Below are 21223 nucleotides of genomic sequence, written 5' to 3' on the forward strand. Positions count from 1 at the left end.
ATGTTTTTTACCGTTTATATTTTCCCTTCGGGAGATAGCATATCAATCGTTTCATTTGTTTGTACCGCTACTTCCCCGGTGCTGGCTTCTTCCATAAAATCATAGTACGCGCGTAACAACACTGCGCCTATAGCGGGTATATTAAATCTCAGTTGCTGGATGGGAGAAAAAAGAAAGGTCCATATCACCCCAATCGTCATGAGCACCAACACCGGGTACAAGGCCGTGTCTGCTGCATTCCGGATGAGATAGAAACCCATTCTCAGCAGGAAGATGAATATGAGCAATACTGCAATAAATCCACCCAGTCCGCAGTTTACCCAGGCGCCCAGCAGGATCGAGTGACTGGGGATCAGGTGATCTGTTGAAGTAGCCAGTTGTTCATTCATCTCTTCATTCTGGTACAACAACAGGATCCGGTAATATTGCAGGTTATCATCTTTTGCCCAGGAACCATGACCAAACAACGGCGCATCGGCAATAGCGGCCATAGCAGCAAAGGTTTCGCCCCTGCCTGTCATGAGCAGTGATAACGGGTTGTAAGGATTATCAAGCCGGTCTATTTGTTCCGAAGCATGATCTCCGCCTATTTCATGATTCATGACGGCATTTACATAACATACATAGGCAAACTGGAACAGGATAGCGCCTGCAATACCAAATACCAGCAACCGGTCGCGGGTGAGGTACATGCCGCTGTTAAAGCAGTAGATGATGATAGCACCGAGGAAAAAGACCATGCCTGTTGAGCGCGAGTCGCGGGCAAAACACAACAGGCTATAGCCTAATAGCAGCGCCAGCACTGCTTTCCATTGTCCCCTGCGATATAATAGGAAAGAACAGATATAAACAGCGTACGACAGGATAGGTACCATTTTAAATTTGAAATACGACATATCCGTGTCTGCATTATCATCTGTCCAGATAATATTTTTTATAAGGGTCATGCAAAGGAAGAAGAAGATTGCCTGGTCATCTTCCAAAGTTTTAAACAGAAAAATAAAAGAGAGGATAGACATAATAATAGCCGCCCAACCCCGCATGAAATTTTCTGATGAACTATGTACAACAAACAGATCTGTAATAGCCTGGAATACAAAAAGCGCTACCAATGCAAAAATGATCTTGCGGAACATGGGATATGCTTTAAAATCCCGCAGGTCAAATACAAAGGGAGTAGACAGCAGCACCATGATCTCATTGAGCTTCAACTGGCCTACCAGTGCTACATTTACGCCACTCAGCAAAGTGTACATGGCTATTTTGACCCGGTTAAACATAGGCAGGTATTTTACCGCGTACCGCGTAGTGAACAATTTGCTGCAGTCGTTCCCGGTTTACATCCAGGCTGTATTCCTGTAAAAAATCTTCGCGTAACCTGGCGCCTTTATCTGTTTCCGGATCAAACGCCAGTAAGGATTGTTTAAAGGCCGCCGGTTCATCAGACACAATAAAGTGATGGCTCTTCACGCCTTCCACACCTTTACGGGTGCTGATAATTGGCGTGCTGAGCGCCATTGCTTCCAGGCATTTCAGGCGGGTACCACTGCCATGCACCAACGGAATAATTACGGCGCTGGCTACGGAGATATACCATTTCACATCATCCACTTTTCCAAAGGCCACAATATTGCGGTACTCTTCTTTACCGGTAATTTGTTTCAGCGCTTCCTTAGAACCTCTACCAACCAGCCACAGATCATACTTTCCGGCCAGGTCATCATCCCACACATTTTCGATAAACCATTTAAGGCCGGCGAAATTCATATATACGCCAAAGTTAGCCGTCATCACCAGTACGCGCTGTTGCTTCTTGCCGGTGAAGTGATAGTCTTTTGCATCCAGGAAATTGGGAACGGTAAATACTTTCTGTTTAGGCAGGAACCGTGTATGATAGGCATTATCATCTTCACTCACTACCAGCACAGCAGCGGCCTTGTTAAAGTACATGCGTTCATGCAGCTTCTCCATGCTGAACAGCTGCCACTTGCGCAGCTTATCCACAATGCTTTTTGAAGGCAGCTGCCACGTGATCATGGGCTGTGCGTTGTGAGTACCCAGGATAACGGGGATCTGTTTCTGTTGGAAATAAGAAATATAATGACCTACATAGCCATAGTCCAGGATAGCCGCTGCCAAAGGATATTCCCGGCACACCTCTTCAAAGATGTTCATCACGGTGGCGGATCGCTGGAAGTATTGTTTACCCGTAATACGGGTCAGCAGGTCAAAAGGTTTTGCTTCATAAGTATAAAAAGTAACGTTAGGGAGATGGTATTTTTGCAGGTCTACCTTCTCCACATTCCGTACCACAGCAATCACCTCATAGCCGAGCTGCGACAAAGCTTTGATCAGGTAGTAGCTCCTGATCCGTTCTCCCCCGTTTTGCGGGAAAGGAGAAATGTCTGTGAAGAAAAGAATGTTCATATCTTAATTCGCTTTTAATACCACTAGCCGTGCCTGTAGTTTTGTGAAAATCCTGTTGAGTAACTGTTCCACTTTCGCGGTTTCATCGGTAGTTAGCCCAATGAGCCGGATGAGGAACACAATACTGATGATACTTACTATGGTGGTAACGCCCAACCGCACAAACCCTTCGCCCATGAATAGCTGCGGGATACAGGCCAGTCCGGCTGCCAGCAGTACCGGCACTATTGATTTGATGATCACCTGCCGGGTGAATACTGCCGGTGACAAGCCCGTGATAGTTTTCGCTGCCATCATACGATAGATGCCGCTTACCACTTCAATGGCGATTGCGCTGATCAATACCGTAGCTGCGGGGTATCCGGCTTTCAGCAGCAACCATGCAATGGGCAAATTGAACAGCACCATTGTGCTCACCACTACCTGGTACTTTCTTATTTTCCCTACCGACTGCACCGCCACCTGTATACCGGACGACAGCTGGTTAATCAACGTAGCGATGATGATCAGGCGGCACATCATCACCGTAAAATCAGGCACCTGCTTCAGCCAGCATTGCAATACAAAAGGCATTTCTATCATCATGGGGATGGCAAAAAAACTCAGCAGGAAAAAGGAAAACTTGCTGGCAATCATGGCCAGCCGCAGCATCCTCGGTCGATCGCCGCTGCCTTCACTTTTAATGATCTGCGGATTTAATGCCCGCAACATGGTAACAGAAAAGTAGCTGAGCTGTGCATTTACCTGGTTGGCGATGCCATAAGCCGCGTTTACGATGGTGCCGAAGAAAACATTCAGCAGGAGCGCAATGCCCTGGTTGCGTGCCACAAAGCTGCCGGCACCAAACATATTCCAACCTGCATAGGCAAACATCTCTTTCAAAAGATTTTTGTCGAAATACTGCCGGATGCGGATACGGCTTTCCTCATACTTCACGGCGCAATACACCTGCTTGAATACCAGCAGTAATACCGTGAGCAAGGCCATGAGTCCGCCGTATACAATGAGGCGGTCGTACGAAGTGTATTGCAGGCTGAGTGCGATCAGCAGCTTTCCTACTGATTCCACAATACCCAGTATAGCTACCATTACCATGTTCTCCTGTGCAATCAATGTAGCATCATAAGGCACAGAGATGATGGTAAAGAATGCGCTGACCACCATGAACTGAAAGATGAGTTTGGCGGCCATGGTGCGGGATGCAGGATAGTTAAGCACATGATCAAAAAGATAGCTGCCTATTACTTCAAACAGCAGCACCAATGCCAGGCCCAGTACAAAGTGTAGCAGCACGCTGGAGTTAAACACTACTTTTAATTTGTGTGCGTCTTTGGTGCCCAGGTGAAAAGACATATACCGCTGCGTGCTGATGGTCATTGCCATGTTCAGAAAAGACAACATGGCAATGACCCCGCTGATCAGGTTAAACAATCCATAGTCCGCCGCACCCAGCAGGTTGAGCACCAGCCGGGTGGCGTACAAGGAAATAAAAACGGTGATCAGCATTCGCCCGTAAAGCGCTCCTGTATTCAATATCACCCTGTTCGCTACCTGCATGTTGGTTAAATTATCCGATTAAGTGTTCCAGTTGTGTAACTTCTTTCTTTGCAAACAATGCCACATCGCTGGCCATCATTTCCTTTACCAGTGCAGCCAGGTCGTAGGCCGGTTCCCATCCCAGTACAGTTTTGGACTTGGTAGGATCGCCTATCAGCAGTTCCACTTCCGTAGGGCGGAAATAGCGCGGATCGATGGCTACTACCTGCTTACCTAACGGCAACGCATATACTTCATTTGTGCAGGCAGCTACTGTTCCGATTTCTTCGGCGCCGGTGCCGGTGAAGGCGATTTCAATGCCCAGTTCTGCAAAGGACATGCGTACAAACTCTCTTACTGTAGTGGTGATACCGGTGGCAATTACATAGTCGTCCGGTGTTTCCTGTTGCAGGATGCGCCACATGGCTTCCACATAATCTTTTGCATGGCCCCAGTCGCGTTGTGCATCCAGGTTACCGAGGTACAGTTTATCCTGTAATCCGAGTGCGATGGCAGCAGCGCCCCTGGTGATTTTGCGGGTTACGAAGGTTTCTCCGCGCAGCGGGCTTTCGTGGTTAAAGAGGATACCGTTACAGGCGTACATACCATAAGCCTCGCGGTAGTTCACCGTAATCCAGTAAGCGTATAATTTCGCCACGGCGTATGGACTGCGTGGGTAGAAAGGTGTGGTTTCACGTTGCGGCACTTCCTGTACCAGTCCATATAGTTCGGAGGTGCTGGCCTGGTAGATGCGTGTTTTCTTTTCCATTTTCAGGATGCGCAGCGCTTCCAGGAGACGCAGTGTGCCTATTCCGTCGGCGTTGGCAGTGTATTCGGGCGTATCGAAACTTACCCGTACATGGCTCATGGCCGCCAGGTTATAGATTTCATCCGGTTGGGTTTCCTGTATAATGCGTATGAGGTTGGTGCTGTCGGTCATGTCGCCGTAATGCAAACGGAAGCGCACATTTTCGCTGTGCATATCCTGGTAGAGGTGATCAATTCTTTCTGTGTTGATCAGCGAAGCGCGGCGTTTTACACCATGCACCATATATCCCTTTCCCAGCAGCAGTTCTGCCAGATAAGCGCCATCCTGGCCGGTAATACCTGTTATCAGGGCTACTTTCATACGATCGTTATTTTTAGTGATAAAGAAATAAGTTATTGCATAAGGGCATTTACTGCGGTAGCGGCGGTATTGCCGATGCCGTAATAAGTGAACCCGTGTTTTACCAGTTGTACGTCATCATAAATATTCCTGCCATCAAAAAGCAGTGGTGTTTGCAGCAGGCTGCGCAAGCGTGGCCAGTCGGGCATCCGGAAGGCATTCCATTCCGTTACCAGCAGCACCGCATCTGCACCGGTGGCGGCGGCGTACATATCATCCGCAAAAAAAACGCTGTCGCCCAGTACGTGAAGCGCTTCCTCCATTGCAACGGGATCGTATACACGAACCTGTGCGCCGGCTTCCAGCAGGCTGTTGATCAGCACCAGCGAAGGTGCTTCCCGCATGTCGTCGGTGTTGGGTTTGAAAGACAATCCCCATACGGCGAACGTGCGGCCTTTGATATCGCCGTCGAAGTGACGGAGCACTTTATCGGATAATATTTTCTTCTGGTCTTCATTCACTGCTTCCACTGCTTCGAGGATGCGGAGCTGATACCCGTATTCGCGGCCGGTTTGGATCAGGGCTTTTACATCTTTCGGGAAACAGGAACCGCCGTAGCCAATACCTGGATACAGGAAGTGTTTACCGATGCGGGGATCGCTGCCGATGCCTTTTCGCACCTGGTTAATATCCGCACCCACCAGCGTGCATACGTTGGCGATATCGTTCATGTAGGAGATCCTGGTGGCCAGCATGGCATTGGCTGCGTACTTGGTCATCTCCGCGGAGGCGATATCCATAAAAAGCAGCGGGTGTCCGTTTAACACAAATGGGCGGTATAATTGTTCCAGTACTTCGCGGGCATGGGTGGTACTCACGCCGGCGACTATACGATCCGGTTTCAGGAAATCATTTACCGCAGCGCCTTCTTTCAGGAACTCCGGGTTGGAAGCAACATCGTAATCGATAATCAGCTGGCGGGCCGACAGGCTTTCTTTTACAGCACGGTTCACACGGGCGGCGGTACCAACCGGCACAGTGCTTTTAGTCACCAGCAGGAGGTAATGCTCCATGTGCTGCCCTACTTCATGCGCTACCTGTAATACATACTTCAGGTCCGCGCTGCCATCTTCTCCCGGTGGTGTGCCTACGGCAATGAATACTACTTCTGCACCGGGCAATGCGCTGGCCAGAGAGGTAGTGAAGGAAAGACGGCCGCTCGCCTGATTACGCATCACCATTTCAGGCAAACCGGGTTCATAAATGGGTAATACCCCTTTCTGAAGCCGCGCTATCTTTGCTGCGTCCACATCAACGCAGGTAACACTGGTTCCCACTTCAGCCAGGCAGGCGCCGGTAACCAGTCCAACGTATCCTGTTCCTACAATGACTACTTTCATACCACTGGTTTTTAAGGTTGTAATTTGAACTGATCCTGTTGCAGAAAATCCCTGTAAGCCATTACCAGACCTTCTTTCAGGCTGATGCTATGTTTCCATCCCAGCCGGTGCAGTTTTGATACATCCATCAGCTTACGCGGCGTGCCGTCAGGTTTGGTAGCATCAAAAATGATTTCTCCTTCATAGCAAACCACTTCCCGGATATATTCTGCCAGTTGTTTAATGGTGAGGTCTTCTCCTATCCCGATGTTCACCGGTTCCTTTTCGCTGTAATGCTGCATGAGGAATACGCAGGCATCTGCCAGGTCATCTGCAAATAAAAATTCCCGTTTAGGCATCCCCGTGCCCCATACGGTTACCGATGGCTTCTGATTCACTTTCGCTTCATGAAAACGGCGGATCAGCGCCGGTAATACGTGTGCATTTTCCGGGTGATAATTATCGCCGATGCCAAACAGGTTAGTGGGCATTACGCTGGTAAAGTTGCAGCCATACTGATCGCGGTAAGCTTCGCATAATTTGATGCCGGCTATTTTTGCAATCGCGTAAGGTTCGTTGGTTTGTTCCAGTAAACCTGTCAGTAAGAAGCTTTCTTTGATAGGCTGCGGCGCCATGCGCGGGTAAATGCAGGAACTCCCCAGGAACTGCAACTTGGTAACGTTGTGTTTCCATGCCGAATGAATTACATTGGCGGCAATCATGAGATTATCGTACAGGAACTCCGCGCGGTAAGTATTATTAGCGTGTATGCCGCCTACTTTGGCAGCTGCCAGGAATACATAGGCCGGCTTTTCTTTCGCAAAAAATTCGTCCACTGCTGCAGCGTTCCGTAAATCCAGACTGCCGGATGTGCGGGTAATAATGTTCTGGTAACCTAATGTTTCCAGTCTCCTTTTAATAGCACTTCCTACCATTCCGCGGTGGCCGGCTACATATATAAGATCGTTTGCCTCCATACGTGTTGATTGATTGTGTTTATGTTTAGAGCAGTTCCGGGCGGTTTTCCCTCACCCATTGATGCAGTTGTTTAATATCCTGTCCGCTTCCTTTTTGCATGATCAGCAGTGCGCTTTCCGTGTTCACCACTACCATATTTTCCACGCCCACCAGTGCCACCAGTTTATCTTTCCCGATCACCATACTTTTATGGGGATCGCTTTGAATAAATACCGCCTGGTGATTCCTGTACTGGTAATGTTGTGAAAGTGCGTCTGCCAGTGCTTCATAGCTGCCTACATCGCTCCAGTCCATTTTGCTTGGCACTACTTTTACGATGCTGCTCTTTTCCAGCACCGCGTAGTCGATGCTGTCTGATGGAATGGCTTCCATGCTTTCTTTCGACAGCACGCCGGTTTGTTTCCATTCTTCCGCGGCGATGGCAGCAGCTTCGTAGATAGCAGGTGCATGTTTCTGCAGTTCCTGCAGCATGATGCGTGCTTTGCAACAGAAGATGCCGCTGTTCCAGAGAAATCCTCCGGCGGCCAGCATGGCTTCTGCCACGGGGCGGTCGGGTTTTTCCACAAAGCGGAGCACATCATGACCGGAGTAGCTGATGTAGCCGAAACCCGTATCCGGGCGTGTAGGCACCAGGCCGATGGTAACGATATGGTTGCCTGCAGCCAGCAGACCGGCCGTTTCAATAGCCATGGCGTACCGGTCGGGCGTACCTATGAGGTGATCGGCGGGTGTGATGAGTAATATGGTTTCCGGCTCTGCGGTGAAGGCTGCGAGGGCAATGGCGGCAGCCGTATTACGGCCTACCGGTTCTGCCAGGCATACCGGCGCCGCTGCACCTGCCTGCATTAGTTGTTCCTGAACAATTTCCGATTGTTGTTCATTGACGATCGCCATTACTTTGTTACAGGCAAAACGGTTGCGCCGGAAAGCAAGTTGTAAAAGACTATAGCCGTCGAACAGGGTGAGTAACTGCTTGGGCGTTTGTTGGTTGGACAAAGGCCATAACCGGGTGCCGGAGCCACCGCAAAGAAGAATGTGCTGCATCATAGGATGATTGGTTTATGGTCAGTAATGATGTCCGTTCACCGTTTTATGGCCGGTGATCACCGTCATTTCCCTGGATGGCACGGTTGCTACAAGCATACAGCCCAGGCTATTGAGTTCCACTTTCACGCGGTTACGGCTGATCTGTAAGATCCTGGCGGACGAAGCAGGACGATCCTCTTCTTCCTGTGCTTTTATAGGAAACTTTTCTACAGATACATCTTCATAATCACGGAGAAAATGGCGGATGAGTGCTATTTCGTGATCCGGTATCACCGCCGGTTGTCCCAGCCAGTACACGAAGTTGACCACGTTGTCTGTTTCTTTTACCACCCAGCTCCTGCTTTCAGGAATGTGTACGAATACGTAGGATGGAAAAAGAGGTTCCTGGATGATCTTACGGGCACGCACCAACGGTTTAGCGGGAACGTAGTGTTCCACCTTTTTACGGGTGAAAAGGTCTGCCACTTTTTTTTCGCATTTTGGCCGGGTATATACCGCATACCAGACCGGAGGCTGTTCATTAAACATAGAAGCCGGTTTTAAGGTGATCGGATAGTTTTTGCAGAATTTATAAAGGCAGGAGCGGGCATTATTCGCCCTTTGTTTATTTATATTTCGACTATAGCTGGCGGCAGTTACTTTACACCGCGCCTGAATAATCCGGGTTTCTTTGTTACTTCCGTGTATCCGTATCCGTTAATGTCACCATATCCGGATCCGTAACCGTATCCTGCTACACCTTGTCGTTTGATACCGTTAAACACGATGTTTAGTTTTCCTAATTCTTTATTCTGATACAACTCTTCAATTAATTTAAGATAGTGTTTCGGGGTCCGCTGATGACGTACCACATACAGGGTAGCATCGCAATAGGGCGCTATCAGGCGGGCATCGGTTACCAATCCAACGGGGGCGGAGTCGATGATAATGTAATCGAACCGTTCTTTCAGTTCATTCAGTAATCGCTCCAGTTCACCATTCAGAATAAGTTCACTTGGGTTTGGCGGCATAATACCGGCGGACAACAGATAGAGGTATTCATTGTCTCCTACGGGTTGCAATATCTGCTGCAATGATGCTTTTCCAACGAGATAGTTGCTGATACCCGGATCGGCGCGCATGTTCAGCATTTTGCTGACCATTGGTTTCCTCAGGTCAAATTCCAGCAACACTACTTTCTTTTTTGCGAGTGATAAGCTCATTGCCAGGTTAACGGATATAAAGCTTTTTCCTTCACCGGATATGGAAGAAGTGATCAGTAATGTTTTGCGATCGCCGTTTAAACCGATGTAAGACAGGGATGTTCTTAATGCCCTGAACTGTTCTGCCACGGCGGTTCTGCTGTTATTGGACATCACGATGGCATCTTTGCTGTCGTGGTACATTATTTCTGCTGCAATAGGCGCCGTTGTTACTTTCTCAATATCTGCGCGGAACATTACTTCGCGGTTCATCATATCTTTCAGTGATACAAATCCTGCTACCAGTGCAAGGGCTGTGAGTATTGAAATGCCGAATACCATTGGCTTCTGCGGACTGAAAGCATATGCTGCAGCTTCTCCCGCATCTACCACGCGGCTGTCGGACACGGCAGCCGCGTATGCCAGTGCGGTTTCTTCTCTTTTCTCCAGCAGGAAGGTGTAAATATTATTCTTGATCACCTGTTGCCTGCTTACTTCCAGCAATGCTTTTTCTTTTCCGGGTACGCTGCGGATGATGCCCATGTTGCGACTGTTTTCTGCCTGCAGGCGTGTTAAGCCGGCCTGCAGGTTAGCGCGCAGGCTCCCGATATTTTCCATGATAGCGGGTTTCAGCCTTTCTACCTGCCGGTTCAAACTTGCCAGCAGCGGGCTGTTTTCGCCGGTGGTTTTGCGTAGTCTTTCCAGTTGTAATTCTGTTTCAGATAACTTGCTCACCAGTTCCAGCAATACCGGATCTGAAAGCCCTAATGTACCGGGTACAATATTGCCTCCCGGGTTCTGGCTCGTAACATATCTTTCAATGGCATCCAGTACGGAGATCTGCATGTTGGCTTCACTGATCTTACGGTCGTTCTCCTGCACACCTGCCAGGAATATTTTGCTTTGTTCACTGATGTCTACAATCCCCTGGGAAGTTTTGAAGTGTTCCACTTCCGTTTCCGCCTGGCCCAGTTCCGCACTTACAATACGCAGGCGTTCTTCCACGAAGCGCATGGTGTTGGCAGAAGTTCTGTTCTTATCTTCCACAGCGGCCTGGCTATATACCCGGATCAGTTCATTCACAATATCTTCCCCGCGTTCGGGCGCTGCATCGGTGTATTCAAGATCCACTACGCTGCCGGCTTTTGCGGCGGGCATAATTTTCATGGTGCCAAGGATGATCTGTATCCAGGTTTTTTCATTCATGATATGCAGTACATAACCGGCGGTAGTATCTGTATGCCTGGCTTTTGCCTGGATGAGCATTTTTCCCCAGCGTGTTTGCACGGTATCGTTCAGCGGATATTTTTTACCGTCGATGGCTACACGCTTTTGTACAGGATCGTATGTAAAAGGCCAGTTGCCGGTAGAAGCCAGCTGGATAGATTCCGGTTCCAGGAAGGTAAATTTCACCGGGCTATCTTTATAAAGTACAACGTCTCTTATTTTTCCTTTTTCTATTACTTCTCCATAAAGATTCAGGTTCCTTACCACTTCTTTTGTGAGGGTACGTGATTTCAGGATTTCTATTTCGTTTTCCATCACCGTTTTGCTGCCGCCCATCAGGTCGAGCGACTGCAGCATATCGCTGGCGCCGAGTCCGTTGGTGGCTTCCTGTACCAGGAGCACGCCGGAAATTTTATACAGGGGAGTGGCATAACGGAGATAAAGGAAAGCTGCTAACAGTGCGATTACTACGGCTCCTGCAAAGAAAGGCCAGTATGGCAGATAGCGGGAGCGGATGATAGTAAGCAAACTCTGAGGCGCTTCCGTGTGCTGGGTTTTATGTCCGTTAACTTTTTGCATAACCTAATTATTAATAACTAACCGGTCCAGGATAATAACGAGTAATGAGAGACTGCTGAGAATAATTGGCAGTACCTGCCGCGAACGATCAGCCGTCGCTACTTTTGACTTATTGGGTTCTACATATAGGATATCATTGGGTTGCAGAAAATAATAAGGAGAATTCAGGATACTTTTGTCGTTCAGATCGATGCGTCGTATAATCCGCTGCCCGTCTATCTCCCGGATCAACAGGATATTATTTCGTTTACCGAACACCGTTATATCCCCTGCCATTCCCAATGCTTCAAGGACCGATATTTTTTCGTTGGTTACGTTTACTACAGTTGGTTTATTCACCTCTCCCAGTATGGTTACGCGGTAGTTAAGAAACCGTATGCTCACCACCGGATCTACCAGGAGCTTTCGTTCAATGAGCTGATCATGCAGGTATACGGTAAGTGCTTTTTTGGTGAGGCCTGTTACTTTTACGGGACCCAGTACAGGGTACTGTATAAATCCCTGTTCGTCTACCAGGAATCCTCCCAGCATAGCGCCGGCTCCTGCGTTGGCGCCACCGGCGCCGGAAGCGGAGGTCATGTTGGATACATTATAAATGATCACATCCTCCGGATTAAGACTGCTTACATTAATCTGCAGTATGTCGTTCTTTTGGATACGAGGGTCAAAACTGCTATCTGATGGTAATAGCACCGTATCTCTCACATCATTGAAATAAACAGCATTTTTGGTTGACACGCACGAAGTAAACAAACAACTTAAGCATAGCAATCCCAATCCTATCCAGGTTAAGCAGGCTTTCAATATCATCGATATGGCATTTAACATCATCACTTACACTGACCGTTCCTCTCAATACAATATTACTTCAGAACGGGGTGGTATTCAATTACTCACTACAGTATAAATTGGGATGATTGGTATGGTGTCCTTACTTATTAAAGTAGGTTACCGCTCACAGCCATCGACATATCAAATAAATTTAAAATTTAAATAATTTACTTGGATAAGGATAAAAAATAGAGTGATGAATAAATTATTTGATAAAATTTTTGAGATTAACTCAGATTTGGTTGAAACGTTCAATTTAAAATATACTTTTTTCAGATGTTGGTTCACAGTGAATACTGTCACGAACAGCTTGGCTGCCATTTCCTTATATGAGTAACCCTCCTTCAGCAAAGCCACCAGTTCATACTCCCTGCGGGTAAGCTTGTCTTTGATGCTTTCCAGCGGATCCTTATTGATATGAGTAATGAGCAGGTGTGCTGCGCGCGGAGATAAAGAAGCGCCGCTTTGCACGGTATCCATCACCGACTGATAGATATCGCTGAGACGGCTGGATTTAATAACATAGCCGCTTGCGCCGTTTTTAATGGCTTCAATAATATACTGCTGCTCTTCATGACCAGACAGTACAATCACCTTTGTGTCGGGATACAGCCGCCTTACTTCGCGGAGCCCTTCAATACCGGATATACCAGGTAAAGTGATATCCAGCAGGATTACTTTTACATCAGGATAAGTAACGGGTAAGGCCATGAATTCCTCTATCGATTTACAGGCAAACATAACCTTACACTCCTGGAAGTCTTCCAGGAATTCACGGTAATTACTTAGCAGAAAATGGTTGTCTTCAATGATTCCAATGTTGATCATGGCTAAACGGGGGGTATGGTACTCGAAATGATATGGTTTAATAAAATAATCTGATAGTAAATATAGTCTGAAAAATGATAGCTGGTTAGTATGATTTTTTACACATATGTTATCAGCTTATATACAGACAAAAACAAAATAAGGCATCTTCATAAAACAAATTATAATATATTCTATATAAATAAATTTACAGTCTATGTTAAATAAAAGTAACCAAAACGGACTTTTTTAAAAATATAGATAAGTTTCGTATATTGTGTACATAACCATTTGTGCTCCTAACCCGATATCCTTCGAAATAGAAACCTTATTTAAGAATCAACCAAAAAAAGAGTATGCTGAACCATATCAAAAGGCATGCAGGTGGCCAAAAATCATTACTGGAAATGCGATCGGATTTTATTGCAATGGCTACACATGAATTTAAAACACCGATCAGTGCCATCTCGTCCTCCATAGAGTTACTGGAAACCAAAATGCAGAGAGATGAATTGATGTTACCGTTTTACGAACGCAATTTGTCCCGCATTAAGGAAGAAATAGACATTTTAAGCAGCATGGTAGATGACATCCTCGCTACCGGCAGCATGGTAGCCGGCAACCCCGTAACACAACCGGAAGAAACAGCCCTACCCATTTTTGCCAGTATGATCCGGCAGCAATATTTCAGCAACCGTGCCGACCAGCGGGAACTCCGCATCAAAGTATCCGGACGCCCGCGTAATATCTATATCGACAGAAGCCACCTGGCGGGGATACTCACCAATCTCATCAGCAATGCGTTTAAATATTCTTCCGGGGATCCACTGCTGGGCCTGCATTTCCGGAAAAACCACCTCTGCATCAAAGTAAAGGACAATGGCATCGGTATACCGGAGGCGGATATACGCTTTTTATTCACTCCTTTTTTCCGGGCAACAAACGCCCGCAGCAAAGAGGGCACCGGCCTGGGCCTGGCCATTGTAAAATCGTATGTTGCCGCCAACAACGGACACATCAGCGTAACCAGCGGTAAAAATGGTTCTGTCTTCTCGGTTACCTTTAATTATTAACGGAGCAGCATCACCGTTCCTTTCAATACATGCTGTTCACTACGGCTATCCGTATACGTACATATGTATACATACGCCTGCACTCCCGCCGGCATGCCTTTAAAATTCCCGTCCCAGCCCACTTCGGGCGCATTGCTCATAAACACCAAAGCTCCCCACCTGTCGTATACCCGCAACCGGTAGTCGTGAATAACGTCGTATACTTTCGGACGAAACAAATCATTTAGCCCGTCGTTGTTCGGACTGAAAGCACCCGGCATTACCACCGTACAGTTTTTCCAGGGAGATTCCACCTTAGCAGTTACACCGGCGCTGTAATCATGTGCATCCATTATTTCCGCTATATGCGTACCCGCCGCAAGCCCGGGGAACACGCTGTCTGTTTGCCACAGCCCGTTATCCAGCCGGTACCGGTAAGGCGCCGCGCCGCCGGTTACGTGCAGCATAATGCGGCCATCGGCTACTTCCCCGCAGCTGCAGGGCTTTACACTGGCCTGCACCGCAGGCGGTATCAGCGGATCAATGGCAGAAAGATTGTCCATCAGCAACGCTATTCCATACATACTTTTGTTGCAGGGCGTTGTTGGGTAAGCCCAGAACGAAATATAAGCATGGCTGCGGTGCGGCCTGAATATGGCATGATAACGTTTCCAGTTTTCATGGATAAAATTACCGGACGACCATAACAACTCAGCAGTATCTCCCGGTGCATTACCTCCGAAGATTGCCAGGTTGCCATAACAGGCCGGGTATAAATAGTAAAGTGTAAAGGCCAGGTCGAAGCTCAATATATAAGTGCTGTCCTGTTTTAACGGGGCAGACAACTTCTGGGCAATACCTTCCAGGAATCCTTTTCCACTATGCACACCTATATAACTATTACCTGCCGAAGGAGCCAGCAGGATCTCAAAAACGCCCGGCTGTGTATCCGGCGTACCATTAGCTACCATCCAGCCTGCAGGAACCAAACCTTTCCCGGTACGGCCTTCCAGTGAAGGGTTACTTAAGGGTATCTGCTGCGCCTCCGCCGGGGCGCACACAGCCAAAAACAGCCAGCAGCATAGTATTCCGTATATAACTGTGAGATCTGAAAACATGCCGCTCATTTACCGCATTAAAATTACCGGTTATATAGATGATGACATATACTTATACGAGTAGTTTGTCTTCCTACTTTTCTTTTGTTTTGTTTGCCTGAAAAAATATCTTTGCCCACGAAAAAGCCCCGGCACGCGATTGTGCCATCGTTTAATCCGAAAAACACTTATCATGAAAAGATCCGTACTGTACTTAGCCCTGGGAACCGCCCTTCTCACCACGTTTGTGTCATGTAATGAAACTGGTAAAAAAGACAGCAACGCAGCGTACGAAGATAAATCTGCATCTTCGGCAAATGACGTAATTGAGTACACCAACCTGATTGTAGACCTGTCTAACAAAAATTCCGACTACGTAGAGCGGCTGGTTAATAACGCCGACCGTGTAACCGAATTGCTGTCTCGCAACGGCAATCCTGCCTTCCTCAGCAGTATCATCAAACCCATTATGATCAGTATGATCAGTCATGGAAAGGTGAAAGTGGAAGAACCGGTAGATGCCTTAAATAAGGCAGATCAACAGTTTTTTAAAGAAAAGGTAGCCAGCTTTAAAGGCTCGTTCGACAAGTTAAAAACTACTTACACCCAACTGGATGATTACCTGAAAGCACAGGACTATAAAGACGACAAAGGCGCAAAGGGCCTGGCACTGGCAGATTCTATCCGCAACAACGCCCAGGTATTTTTTGAACAGAAAGCCGTCCTGATGAAAAGAGTAAGTGAAGTAGCAGATGCCAGTGAGGCGATCATTCTGAAAGACAGCCCCATAAAAGAATATGTACTGGCTATGAAAGCAGATATGCAGTCGGTACGCGATTACATTAACCTGCTGGGAGAAGGCGGTGCAGACTTCGCAAAGATCAGCGACAAAGCACAGGCGGCCTATGATGCATTGGAAAAAAGCCAGGCAGCGCATGCCGGCATAGATATGGCCAACGCGGCAAAAGAAAGCAAAGACGGATACTACAAGAACTTCTACGACAGCTTCCATCAGTTCCTGCTGACAGCAAAAAGGATCATGCGTGACGCCAGGGAAAAAGGCGAAATGACCGACAGTCAGCTCGAAAGCCTCGACAGCGCGCTCGATACCATGATTGGCAGGTACAACAGCTTCACAAAATAAAATAACAATGGGTAGATATCCAGCGTGGATATCTACCCATTTGTCTTAGCAGTAACTATTTCTTAAATACTTCTTCCAGCTTCTTCTCTAATTCTTCTCCGCGTAAATTCTGTGCGATTATTTTTCCACTGCCGTCAACAATAAAGTTGGCAGGAATGCCTGAAATACCAAATTCCAATACTGGAGTACTTTTCCAGCCTTTCAAATCTGATACGTGCGTCCACGTTAGTCCGTCTTTACCTACCGCTTTCAGCCAGGCTTTTTTATCAGTATCCAGTGATACACCGAGAATATCAAAACCCTGATCATGGAAGCGCTGATATGCTTTTACTACGTTGGGATTTTCTGCACGGCAGGGCCCACACCAGCTGGCCCAGAAATCCACCAGTACTATCTTCCCTTTAAAGTCGGTCAACTTCACCAGCTTACCGGTGCTATCGGGCAGCGACATTGCCGGACGGGCGCCCACGCTCATTTTAGCGTGTTTAGCCATCGAGGCTTTGATGGCCAGGCCGTAGTCTGTTTTCTTTGCCGCATCGGTCAGCAGTTTATAGGCAGCCGCCGCTTTTTCCGGATAAGAATAATTGATATACCTGTCCACGATCACAAATGCGGCCATTGGCGAACCGGGATAACGCTTTACAAAAGCGGTAACAGCGCTATCCAGTTCTTTATCCAGATCAGCAAATCCGGCTGTTACGGCCTTTTTCTCCACACTGTCTTTGCTTTTCTCTGCCGCATCCGAACGCTGATATAATTTGCCTGCCTTCTGCCGTATTGCTTCCCATGTTTCCAACCATCCGGTGTATAAAGGCTGATTTGCCGAACCGGTTATTTTTGCGGCGCCCATAGAATCCTTATAGGCGGTAATGGTGATAGTGTTGTTTTCCAGGAAAAACGATATCCCATTATATTTTGAAGCGGCCGTCCATATCGAATACAATTGCGGTGAGCCCACCTTTCCTTTAAACGTAAATTTCCCGTTCTTCAGCACAGTGGAATCCGGCTCATGACCGGGCAGCATAAAAGTATTCAGGTATACTTTACCGGTGTCCTCTCCGTGGATAACGCCATTAATCGTATAGCCTTTACCGTTCTGTGCCTGTACCGGCAGTATACCAATAGTGGCTGCCAACAAGGCGATTGATTTCTTCATATTAATAGTGGGTTTTGATGGTTATGCTGCTTTATAGGTCATGCTTACAATTTTGCCAAAACCTGTGAATACCTTTACATTCTGGAAATCGCCCAGGGGACTGATCCTGTAGCGGTACAATTTTCCCTCCGTACCGTTCCAGGTGCCTACCATTACATCGTCGCCGGTACATTGGAAGTAAGTCACCTGCTCTCCTGCTGCAATGGCCTTAATGGCCCTTGCTTTGCCAGAAGGAATATCATACAGGTAGATGTTGCCATTAACGAGAAAATAGATCTGCTGTAATTTTTTGGAGCTGGTCATTTTAGTGAAGGCAGCCAGTTCAGGTGCATCACCCGTAATCAGTTTTTTTCCGACGGTGGGGTCCGAGCGATTGCCATCTATCTGATATAAATAATAATTACTGTTATCCTTAAAGATAGCGTTATTCAGGAAAGGCGCATTTCCCTGGTCCATTGCAAGGAGATCCATCCCGATGTTACGCATATCAAAGTAACTACCCGGCTCCGGTGCGCTGAAAGCCACCAGGGAAGGGATCAGGGAAGCACCCGACAGGTATACAAAGCCTTTGCTTTTTGTATCAAAAAAGATAGCGGAATAAGGTGTTTTTTCACCGGTGTAGGGTTGCGGACCGACCCCTACATAAGAAGAAAAATAATAGTTATCGCCTTTGCCTCCCGGGAAAGGAAGTGTATTCATATATTTTACATCTCCCGGAAAACCTCCGGCAACACGTACATTCAGAAGACCATCGTTAATCATGATATTCGTCCCGTCATCGATTTGCCTGAACTTTTGCGGATGAAACACTGGCGGTGTTTCCCAGAACCAACTGGTGTAGTCTGTGAGTTTTGTCATTTCTGTATACTCCAGTTCTATGGCGTTATCAGCGCCAAACATCCACACCGATTTAGCGCCATAAAAGTTAGTGGTAGCTACCTCCACCGGTGCATTCAGTACATAGTCTTTATTCAGTTCTGTGAAAATATGATGGAAGGAGGTATCTGTGTTCAGGATGATGCTCATATCTGTTTTACCGGCTACATCTTCCATTACCAGCCATCCTTCGCTGAAGCGGTTAATGACTTTCAGGTTGAAGAACTTAAAGTAAGAAACACCGGAGGCTTTCACGGTTACTTTATAAATGAGCCTGTAAATGCCAGGTTTCACACGGATAGCCTGGTGAAGGTAACGGGTGCTGTCCAGGATATATACCGGGTAAGCATCTTCAGAATCATTCTGGTGGATGCTCCATTCATATACCAGTCCATCTTTGTCTCCCGGTACTGCTTCTTTAATATCGGGCCTCACGGTTAATGTATCAAACTGCAGTACGGCATCTACTGCGGTGGTATCAGAGATACTCAGCACATTAATAGGAATAATATCTTTATTGCTCTTGTCTTTCAGGCAACCGGACAGCGTAAGCATTACCAGCATTAAAACACATAACCAATTATATACTGACAATTTCATATTGCAACTTTTAGGATAAAGAAATAAGAATGCAGATTAAATAGCAGGAAAAGTAACCCGGTTGCCATTTTCATCTATCAGCGGTCCGTTTGTATTTTCGTACCTGATCAGTTCTACACGCATCTTTTGCAGGATAGACATGATCTCCGAGAATTGCGCGCCTGTTCCCATTGTGATAGCGGTGGTACCTAACCGCGATACCATGAACTGATGCTTGGTGAGTGAATAGGCGCCGTAGAAGAAATCGCTCCAATCGGCGGGCTTCAGCAGCATATCCGTTATCCTTATCTGGTATTTAAGGCTGTTGGCGAATCCTGCAGCAAAGTCATCGGAAGAGGCTATACGAAAATAAACAGAGAACACTTTATCTTTCATATCCGGAGTACGGAAAAGGTATACCGGGAACTTTATAGCATATTCACCTGCTTTTATAACGGCAGGGCCTATATCAAAATGTTTTCCTTTCACGGCGGTAGAGCTGTCTGCTATTACCAGGTTAAATTTCCTGTCGGCATCGGTGGCCAGCCCGGTGATCCGGATATTGAGGTACACGGTATCTCTCAATACGGTATCTGGTTTTACCACAAATGTGTAATTGATACTGTCGGGCAATACGAAATCCCGGGAGAAGTAGATAGCAGGCGGTTCTTTGTACATCAGCCGCTCTTCCTTGCCACATGCACTTATCAGCAGGTATAATATGGCTGTTGCTATCAGCCGGTTAATATTCTTCATGTTTAATCATTTAAAGAGATGCAGAGATGATTATTTTCCAAACTCGATTTCCTGGTTGGGCAATGGCAGTACGTACTGCGTATTATTGATGGTACCATTGAGGGCACCTTCAATTTTAGCCAGGTTTAACCGTTTGTAATAATAGAAGAGTTGTCCTACACAGATAAAGTCCCTGCGGTACTCTTTAAATATTTCGTGCTGTAAAGTAGCGGCATCCAGCCCTGCCGGCAGTTCTACAATGTTCCTGGCGGCACGGATCCTGTTCAGCCATTTGAGTCCTTCAGCAGGAGCTGGCTCGCTTTCTGCGGCGATGTAATACATTTCTGACAGGGAAAGCACCGGTATTCTTTTCTTTAGTGATTCCCTGTTTTCATCTACCTGCCAGAGTTTACTGGGGAATATAATACCATTGCTTACGCTCCACAGGCTGTTACTAACAAAGCGGATGTCGGTACTGCCACCTGCTGCAGTTTCAAACACGGCTTTTCTGCGTTCTTCCGTGATGGTAAATTTCCTATATATTTTATCACCGGTAGCCATCATGAAATAGTTGCTCACAGGCTCTCTCAGCTTAGATACATAGATAGAGAAAATGTGTTCCGGTGTAAAGGTCCTGTTGAGATCAGCAGCATTGGTTGTTAATTCACCGGAAGTAATAAAGCGGAAATTATTGCTGGCAATTACTTCTTTTGCATAAGCCAGTGCCTGTACTTTGTTGTTATTGTAGAGATACAATCTTGCCAGTAATGCTTTTACCGCCCAATAGTTCATGCGGTTGCTGCGGAAAGCGAGAAAGTCGTCGTTACCGCCGGGGTTGCTCATTTGCGGGTATACTTTCAGCAGCATTTCTGCTTCTTTCAGGTCTTTTTCACATAATGCAATCACCTCGCTTACTGTCAGGCGCGCCTGTGGCGTTACCGTAAAGGCTGTCATATAAGGAATGGCAGTGGCAGTAGCATCTGATTTAGGAGAAGGCGCGTATAAGCGCAGCAGATCAAAGTGTATAAACGCCCGCAACGCCAGCGCTTCACCCTTGATAATATTATAGTTATCTGCTGTAAAGACTGATTTTTTACTGTCGATGTTTTTCAGGATATAATTTGTTTGCGCGATGGTAGCATACATATTACTCCAGATGTTGTTGATGATGTCTGTTATACCGGCATTGCTATACTGGTAGGTAGCGGCATAGAAAAAGTCGTGGTCTATTTTCGTGGTATTGTCGTATCCCTGCGACAGCACTTCCAGGAAACTGAAAGTCAGGTTGCCACCGTAGAGTTGCCCGTCTGCTGCTTTCTGATAGCTGCCATACAGCGCATCTTTGAAACCCTGTTCGGTAGAAAACTGTTCTGATTCCTTGATTTCGGTTTTGGGTCTTACATCCAGCCATTTCTTGCAGGAAGTAAGCGTGAGTGAGGCAACGGAAGCCACCAGGAAAAATATATTGCGTAGATGTTTCATGT

At 46.9% G+C, this 21223-nt stretch carries 19 protein-coding genes; 3 read left to right on the forward strand and 16 right to left on the reverse strand.

What is annotated here, in order from left to right; translation table 11 throughout:
- Positions 1-14: 14 nt before the first annotated feature.
- The 10 genes from V7S65_RS12965 to V7S65_RS13010 form a co-directional block, all read right to left on the reverse strand.
- Positions 15-1280, reverse strand: a complete 1266-nt coding sequence (locus V7S65_RS12965; protein WP_111577619.1) for a hypothetical protein — start codon at positions 1278-1280, stop codon at positions 15-17.
- Positions 1273-2427 carry a glycosyltransferase family 4 protein gene (locus V7S65_RS12970; RefSeq protein WP_111577620.1) on the reverse strand — a complete coding sequence of 385 codons (1155 nt, stop codon included), beginning with the start codon at positions 2425-2427 and terminating at the stop codon, positions 1273-1275. Before V7S65_RS12970 ends, V7S65_RS12965 begins: the two co-directional genes overlap by 8 nt.
- A 3-nt stretch (positions 2428-2430) precedes the next feature.
- Positions 2431-3984: a lipopolysaccharide biosynthesis protein gene (locus V7S65_RS12975; RefSeq protein ID WP_111577621.1), complete on the reverse strand. Its 1554-nt coding sequence runs from the start codon at positions 3982-3984 to the stop codon at positions 2431-2433.
- A 10-nt stretch (positions 3985-3994) separates the two neighbouring features.
- Positions 3995-5092 carry a GDP-mannose 4,6-dehydratase gene (gene gmd / locus V7S65_RS12980; RefSeq protein WP_079470287.1) on the reverse strand — a complete coding sequence of 366 codons (1098 nt, stop codon included), beginning with the start codon at positions 5090-5092 and terminating at the stop codon, positions 3995-3997.
- 32 nt (positions 5093-5124) lie between these two features.
- Complete coding sequence (locus tag V7S65_RS12985; RefSeq protein WP_336386845.1) at positions 5125-6471, reverse strand: UDP-glucose dehydrogenase family protein; 1347 nt, start codon at positions 6469-6471, stop codon at positions 5125-5127.
- Positions 6472-6482: 11 nt separating this feature from the next.
- Positions 6483-7427, reverse strand: a complete 945-nt coding sequence (gene fcl / locus V7S65_RS12990; RefSeq protein WP_079470289.1) for a GDP-L-fucose synthase — start codon at positions 7425-7427, stop codon at positions 6483-6485.
- Positions 7428-7452: 25 nt separating this feature from the next.
- Positions 7453-8475: a mannose-1-phosphate guanylyltransferase gene (locus V7S65_RS12995; RefSeq protein ID WP_079470290.1), complete on the reverse strand. Its 1023-nt coding sequence runs from the start codon at positions 8473-8475 to the stop codon at positions 7453-7455.
- A gap of 18 nt (positions 8476-8493) precedes the next feature.
- Positions 8494-9003: a transcription termination/antitermination NusG family protein gene (locus V7S65_RS13000; protein ID WP_079470291.1), complete on the reverse strand. Its 510-nt coding sequence runs from the start codon at positions 9001-9003 to the stop codon at positions 8494-8496.
- A gap of 107 nt (positions 9004-9110) precedes the next feature.
- Positions 9111-11462, reverse strand: coding sequence for a GumC family protein (locus V7S65_RS13005; protein ID WP_336386844.1), 2352 nt, complete (start codon positions 11460-11462; stop codon positions 9111-9113).
- A 3-nt stretch (positions 11463-11465) separates the two neighbouring features.
- A complete protein-coding gene (locus V7S65_RS13010) occupies positions 11466-12200 on the reverse strand; it encodes a polysaccharide biosynthesis/export family protein (protein WP_227024486.1) in 735 nt (244 codons plus the stop codon).
- On the opposite strand from V7S65_RS13010, the gene V7S65_RS13015 reads away from it, so the two are divergent.
- Positions 12190-12369, forward strand: a complete 180-nt coding sequence (locus V7S65_RS13015) for a hypothetical protein (protein ID WP_168771290.1) — start codon at positions 12190-12192, stop codon at positions 12367-12369. The genes V7S65_RS13010 and V7S65_RS13015 overlap by 11 nt on opposite strands.
- Positions 12370-12434: 65 nt before the next feature.
- On the opposite strand, the gene V7S65_RS13020 is transcribed toward V7S65_RS13015, so the two are convergent.
- Entirely contained in the window at positions 12435-13121 is a 687-nt protein-coding gene (locus V7S65_RS13020) for a response regulator transcription factor (RefSeq protein ID WP_111577624.1), read from the reverse strand.
- A gap of 335 nt (positions 13122-13456) precedes the next feature.
- Here V7S65_RS13020 and V7S65_RS13025 point away from each other — a divergent pair, with 335 nt between their 5' ends.
- Complete coding sequence (locus tag V7S65_RS13025; RefSeq protein WP_111577625.1) at positions 13457-14173, forward strand: sensor histidine kinase; 717 nt, start codon at positions 13457-13459, stop codon at positions 14171-14173.
- On the opposite strand, the gene V7S65_RS13030 is transcribed toward V7S65_RS13025, so the two are convergent.
- On the reverse strand, positions 14170-15270 hold the full coding sequence (locus tag V7S65_RS13030) for a T9SS type B sorting domain-containing protein (protein WP_336386843.1): 1101 nt from the start codon (positions 15268-15270) through the stop codon (positions 14170-14172). The genes V7S65_RS13025 and V7S65_RS13030 overlap by 4 nt on opposite strands.
- Before the next feature lie 172 nt (positions 15271-15442).
- Here V7S65_RS13030 and V7S65_RS13035 point away from each other — a divergent pair, with 172 nt between their 5' ends.
- On the forward strand, positions 15443-16393 hold the full coding sequence (locus V7S65_RS13035) for a DUF3829 domain-containing protein (protein WP_111577627.1): 951 nt from the start codon (positions 15443-15445) through the stop codon (positions 16391-16393).
- A gap of 55 nt (positions 16394-16448) precedes the next feature.
- On the opposite strand, the gene V7S65_RS13040 is transcribed toward V7S65_RS13035, so the two are convergent.
- The 4 genes from V7S65_RS13040 to V7S65_RS13055 are packed head-to-tail and all read right to left on the reverse strand — an operon-like array spanning position 16449 to position 21221.
- On the reverse strand, positions 16449-17549 hold the full coding sequence (locus tag V7S65_RS13040) for a TlpA disulfide reductase family protein (protein ID WP_336386842.1): 1101 nt from the start codon (positions 17547-17549) through the stop codon (positions 16449-16451).
- Between the two features lie 21 nt (positions 17550-17570).
- Positions 17571-19025, reverse strand: coding sequence for a PKD-like family lipoprotein (locus V7S65_RS13045; RefSeq protein ID WP_336386841.1), 1455 nt, complete (start codon positions 19023-19025; stop codon positions 17571-17573).
- 36 nt (positions 19026-19061) lie between these two features.
- On the reverse strand, positions 19062-19760 hold the full coding sequence (locus V7S65_RS13050) for a DUF4843 domain-containing protein (protein ID WP_079470300.1): 699 nt from the start codon (positions 19758-19760) through the stop codon (positions 19062-19064).
- 30 nt (positions 19761-19790) lie between these two features.
- The gene (locus V7S65_RS13055) at positions 19791-21221 is read right to left on the reverse strand and encodes a RagB/SusD family nutrient uptake outer membrane protein (RefSeq protein ID WP_336386840.1); all 1431 of its coding nucleotides are present in this window, start codon (positions 21219-21221) and stop codon (positions 19791-19793) included.
- Between the last annotated feature and the right edge of the window lie 2 nt (positions 21222-21223).

The sequence above is a fragment of the Chitinophaga sp. CCNWYY40 genome (assembly GCF_037483205.1).
In the GTDB taxonomy this organism is placed as follows: domain Bacteria; phylum Bacteroidota; class Bacteroidia; order Chitinophagales; family Chitinophagaceae; genus Chitinophaga; species Chitinophaga ginsengisegetis.

Bases quoted from the DNA above. Each gene is read 5' to 3' on its own strand.
- V7S65_RS12965 (WP_111577619.1), bottom strand. From the start codon at position 1,280: ATGTTTAACCGGGTCAAAATAGCCATGTACACTTTGCTGAGTGGCGTA.
- V7S65_RS12970 (WP_111577620.1), bottom strand. From the start codon at position 2,427: ATGAACATTCTTTTCTTCACAGACATTTCTCCTTTCCCGCAAAACGGG.
- V7S65_RS12975 (WP_111577621.1), bottom strand. From the start codon at position 3,984: ATGCAGGTAGCGAACAGGGTGATATTGAATACAGGAGCGCTTTACGGG.
- gmd (WP_079470287.1), bottom strand. From the start codon at position 5,092: ATGAAAGTAGCCCTGATAACAGGTATTACCGGCCAGGATGGCGCTTAT.
- V7S65_RS12985 (WP_336386845.1), bottom strand. From the start codon at position 6,471: ATGAAAGTAGTCATTGTAGGAACAGGATACGTTGGACTGGTTACCGGC.
- fcl (WP_079470289.1), bottom strand. From the start codon at position 7,427: ATGGAGGCAAACGATCTTATATATGTAGCCGGCCACCGCGGAATGGTA.
- V7S65_RS12995 (WP_079470290.1), bottom strand. From the start codon at position 8,475: ATGATGCAGCACATTCTTCTTTGCGGTGGCTCCGGCACCCGGTTATGG.
- V7S65_RS13000 (WP_079470291.1), bottom strand. From the start codon at position 9,003: ATGTTTAATGAACAGCCTCCGGTCTGGTATGCGGTATATACCCGGCCA.
- V7S65_RS13005 (WP_336386844.1), bottom strand. From the start codon at position 11,462: ATGCAAAAAGTTAACGGACATAAAACCCAGCACACGGAAGCGCCTCAG.
- V7S65_RS13020 (WP_111577624.1), bottom strand. From the start codon at position 13,121: ATGATCAACATTGGAATCATTGAAGACAACCATTTTCTGCTAAGTAAT.
- V7S65_RS13025 (WP_111577625.1), top strand. From the start codon at position 13,457: ATGCTGAACCATATCAAAAGGCATGCAGGTGGCCAAAAATCATTACTG.
- V7S65_RS13030 (WP_336386843.1), bottom strand. From the start codon at position 15,270: ATGTTTTCAGATCTCACAGTTATATACGGAATACTATGCTGCTGGCTG.
- V7S65_RS13035 (WP_111577627.1), top strand. From the start codon at position 15,443: ATGAAAAGATCCGTACTGTACTTAGCCCTGGGAACCGCCCTTCTCACC.
- V7S65_RS13040 (WP_336386842.1), bottom strand. From the start codon at position 17,549: ATGAAGAAATCAATCGCCTTGTTGGCAGCCACTATTGGTATACTGCCG.
- V7S65_RS13045 (WP_336386841.1), bottom strand. From the start codon at position 19,025: ATGAAATTGTCAGTATATAATTGGTTATGTGTTTTAATGCTGGTAATG.
- V7S65_RS13050 (WP_079470300.1), bottom strand. From the start codon at position 19,760: ATGAAGAATATTAACCGGCTGATAGCAACAGCCATATTATACCTGCTG.
- V7S65_RS13055 (WP_336386840.1), bottom strand. From the start codon at position 21,221: ATGAAACATCTACGCAATATATTTTTCCTGGTGGCTTCCGTTGCCTCA.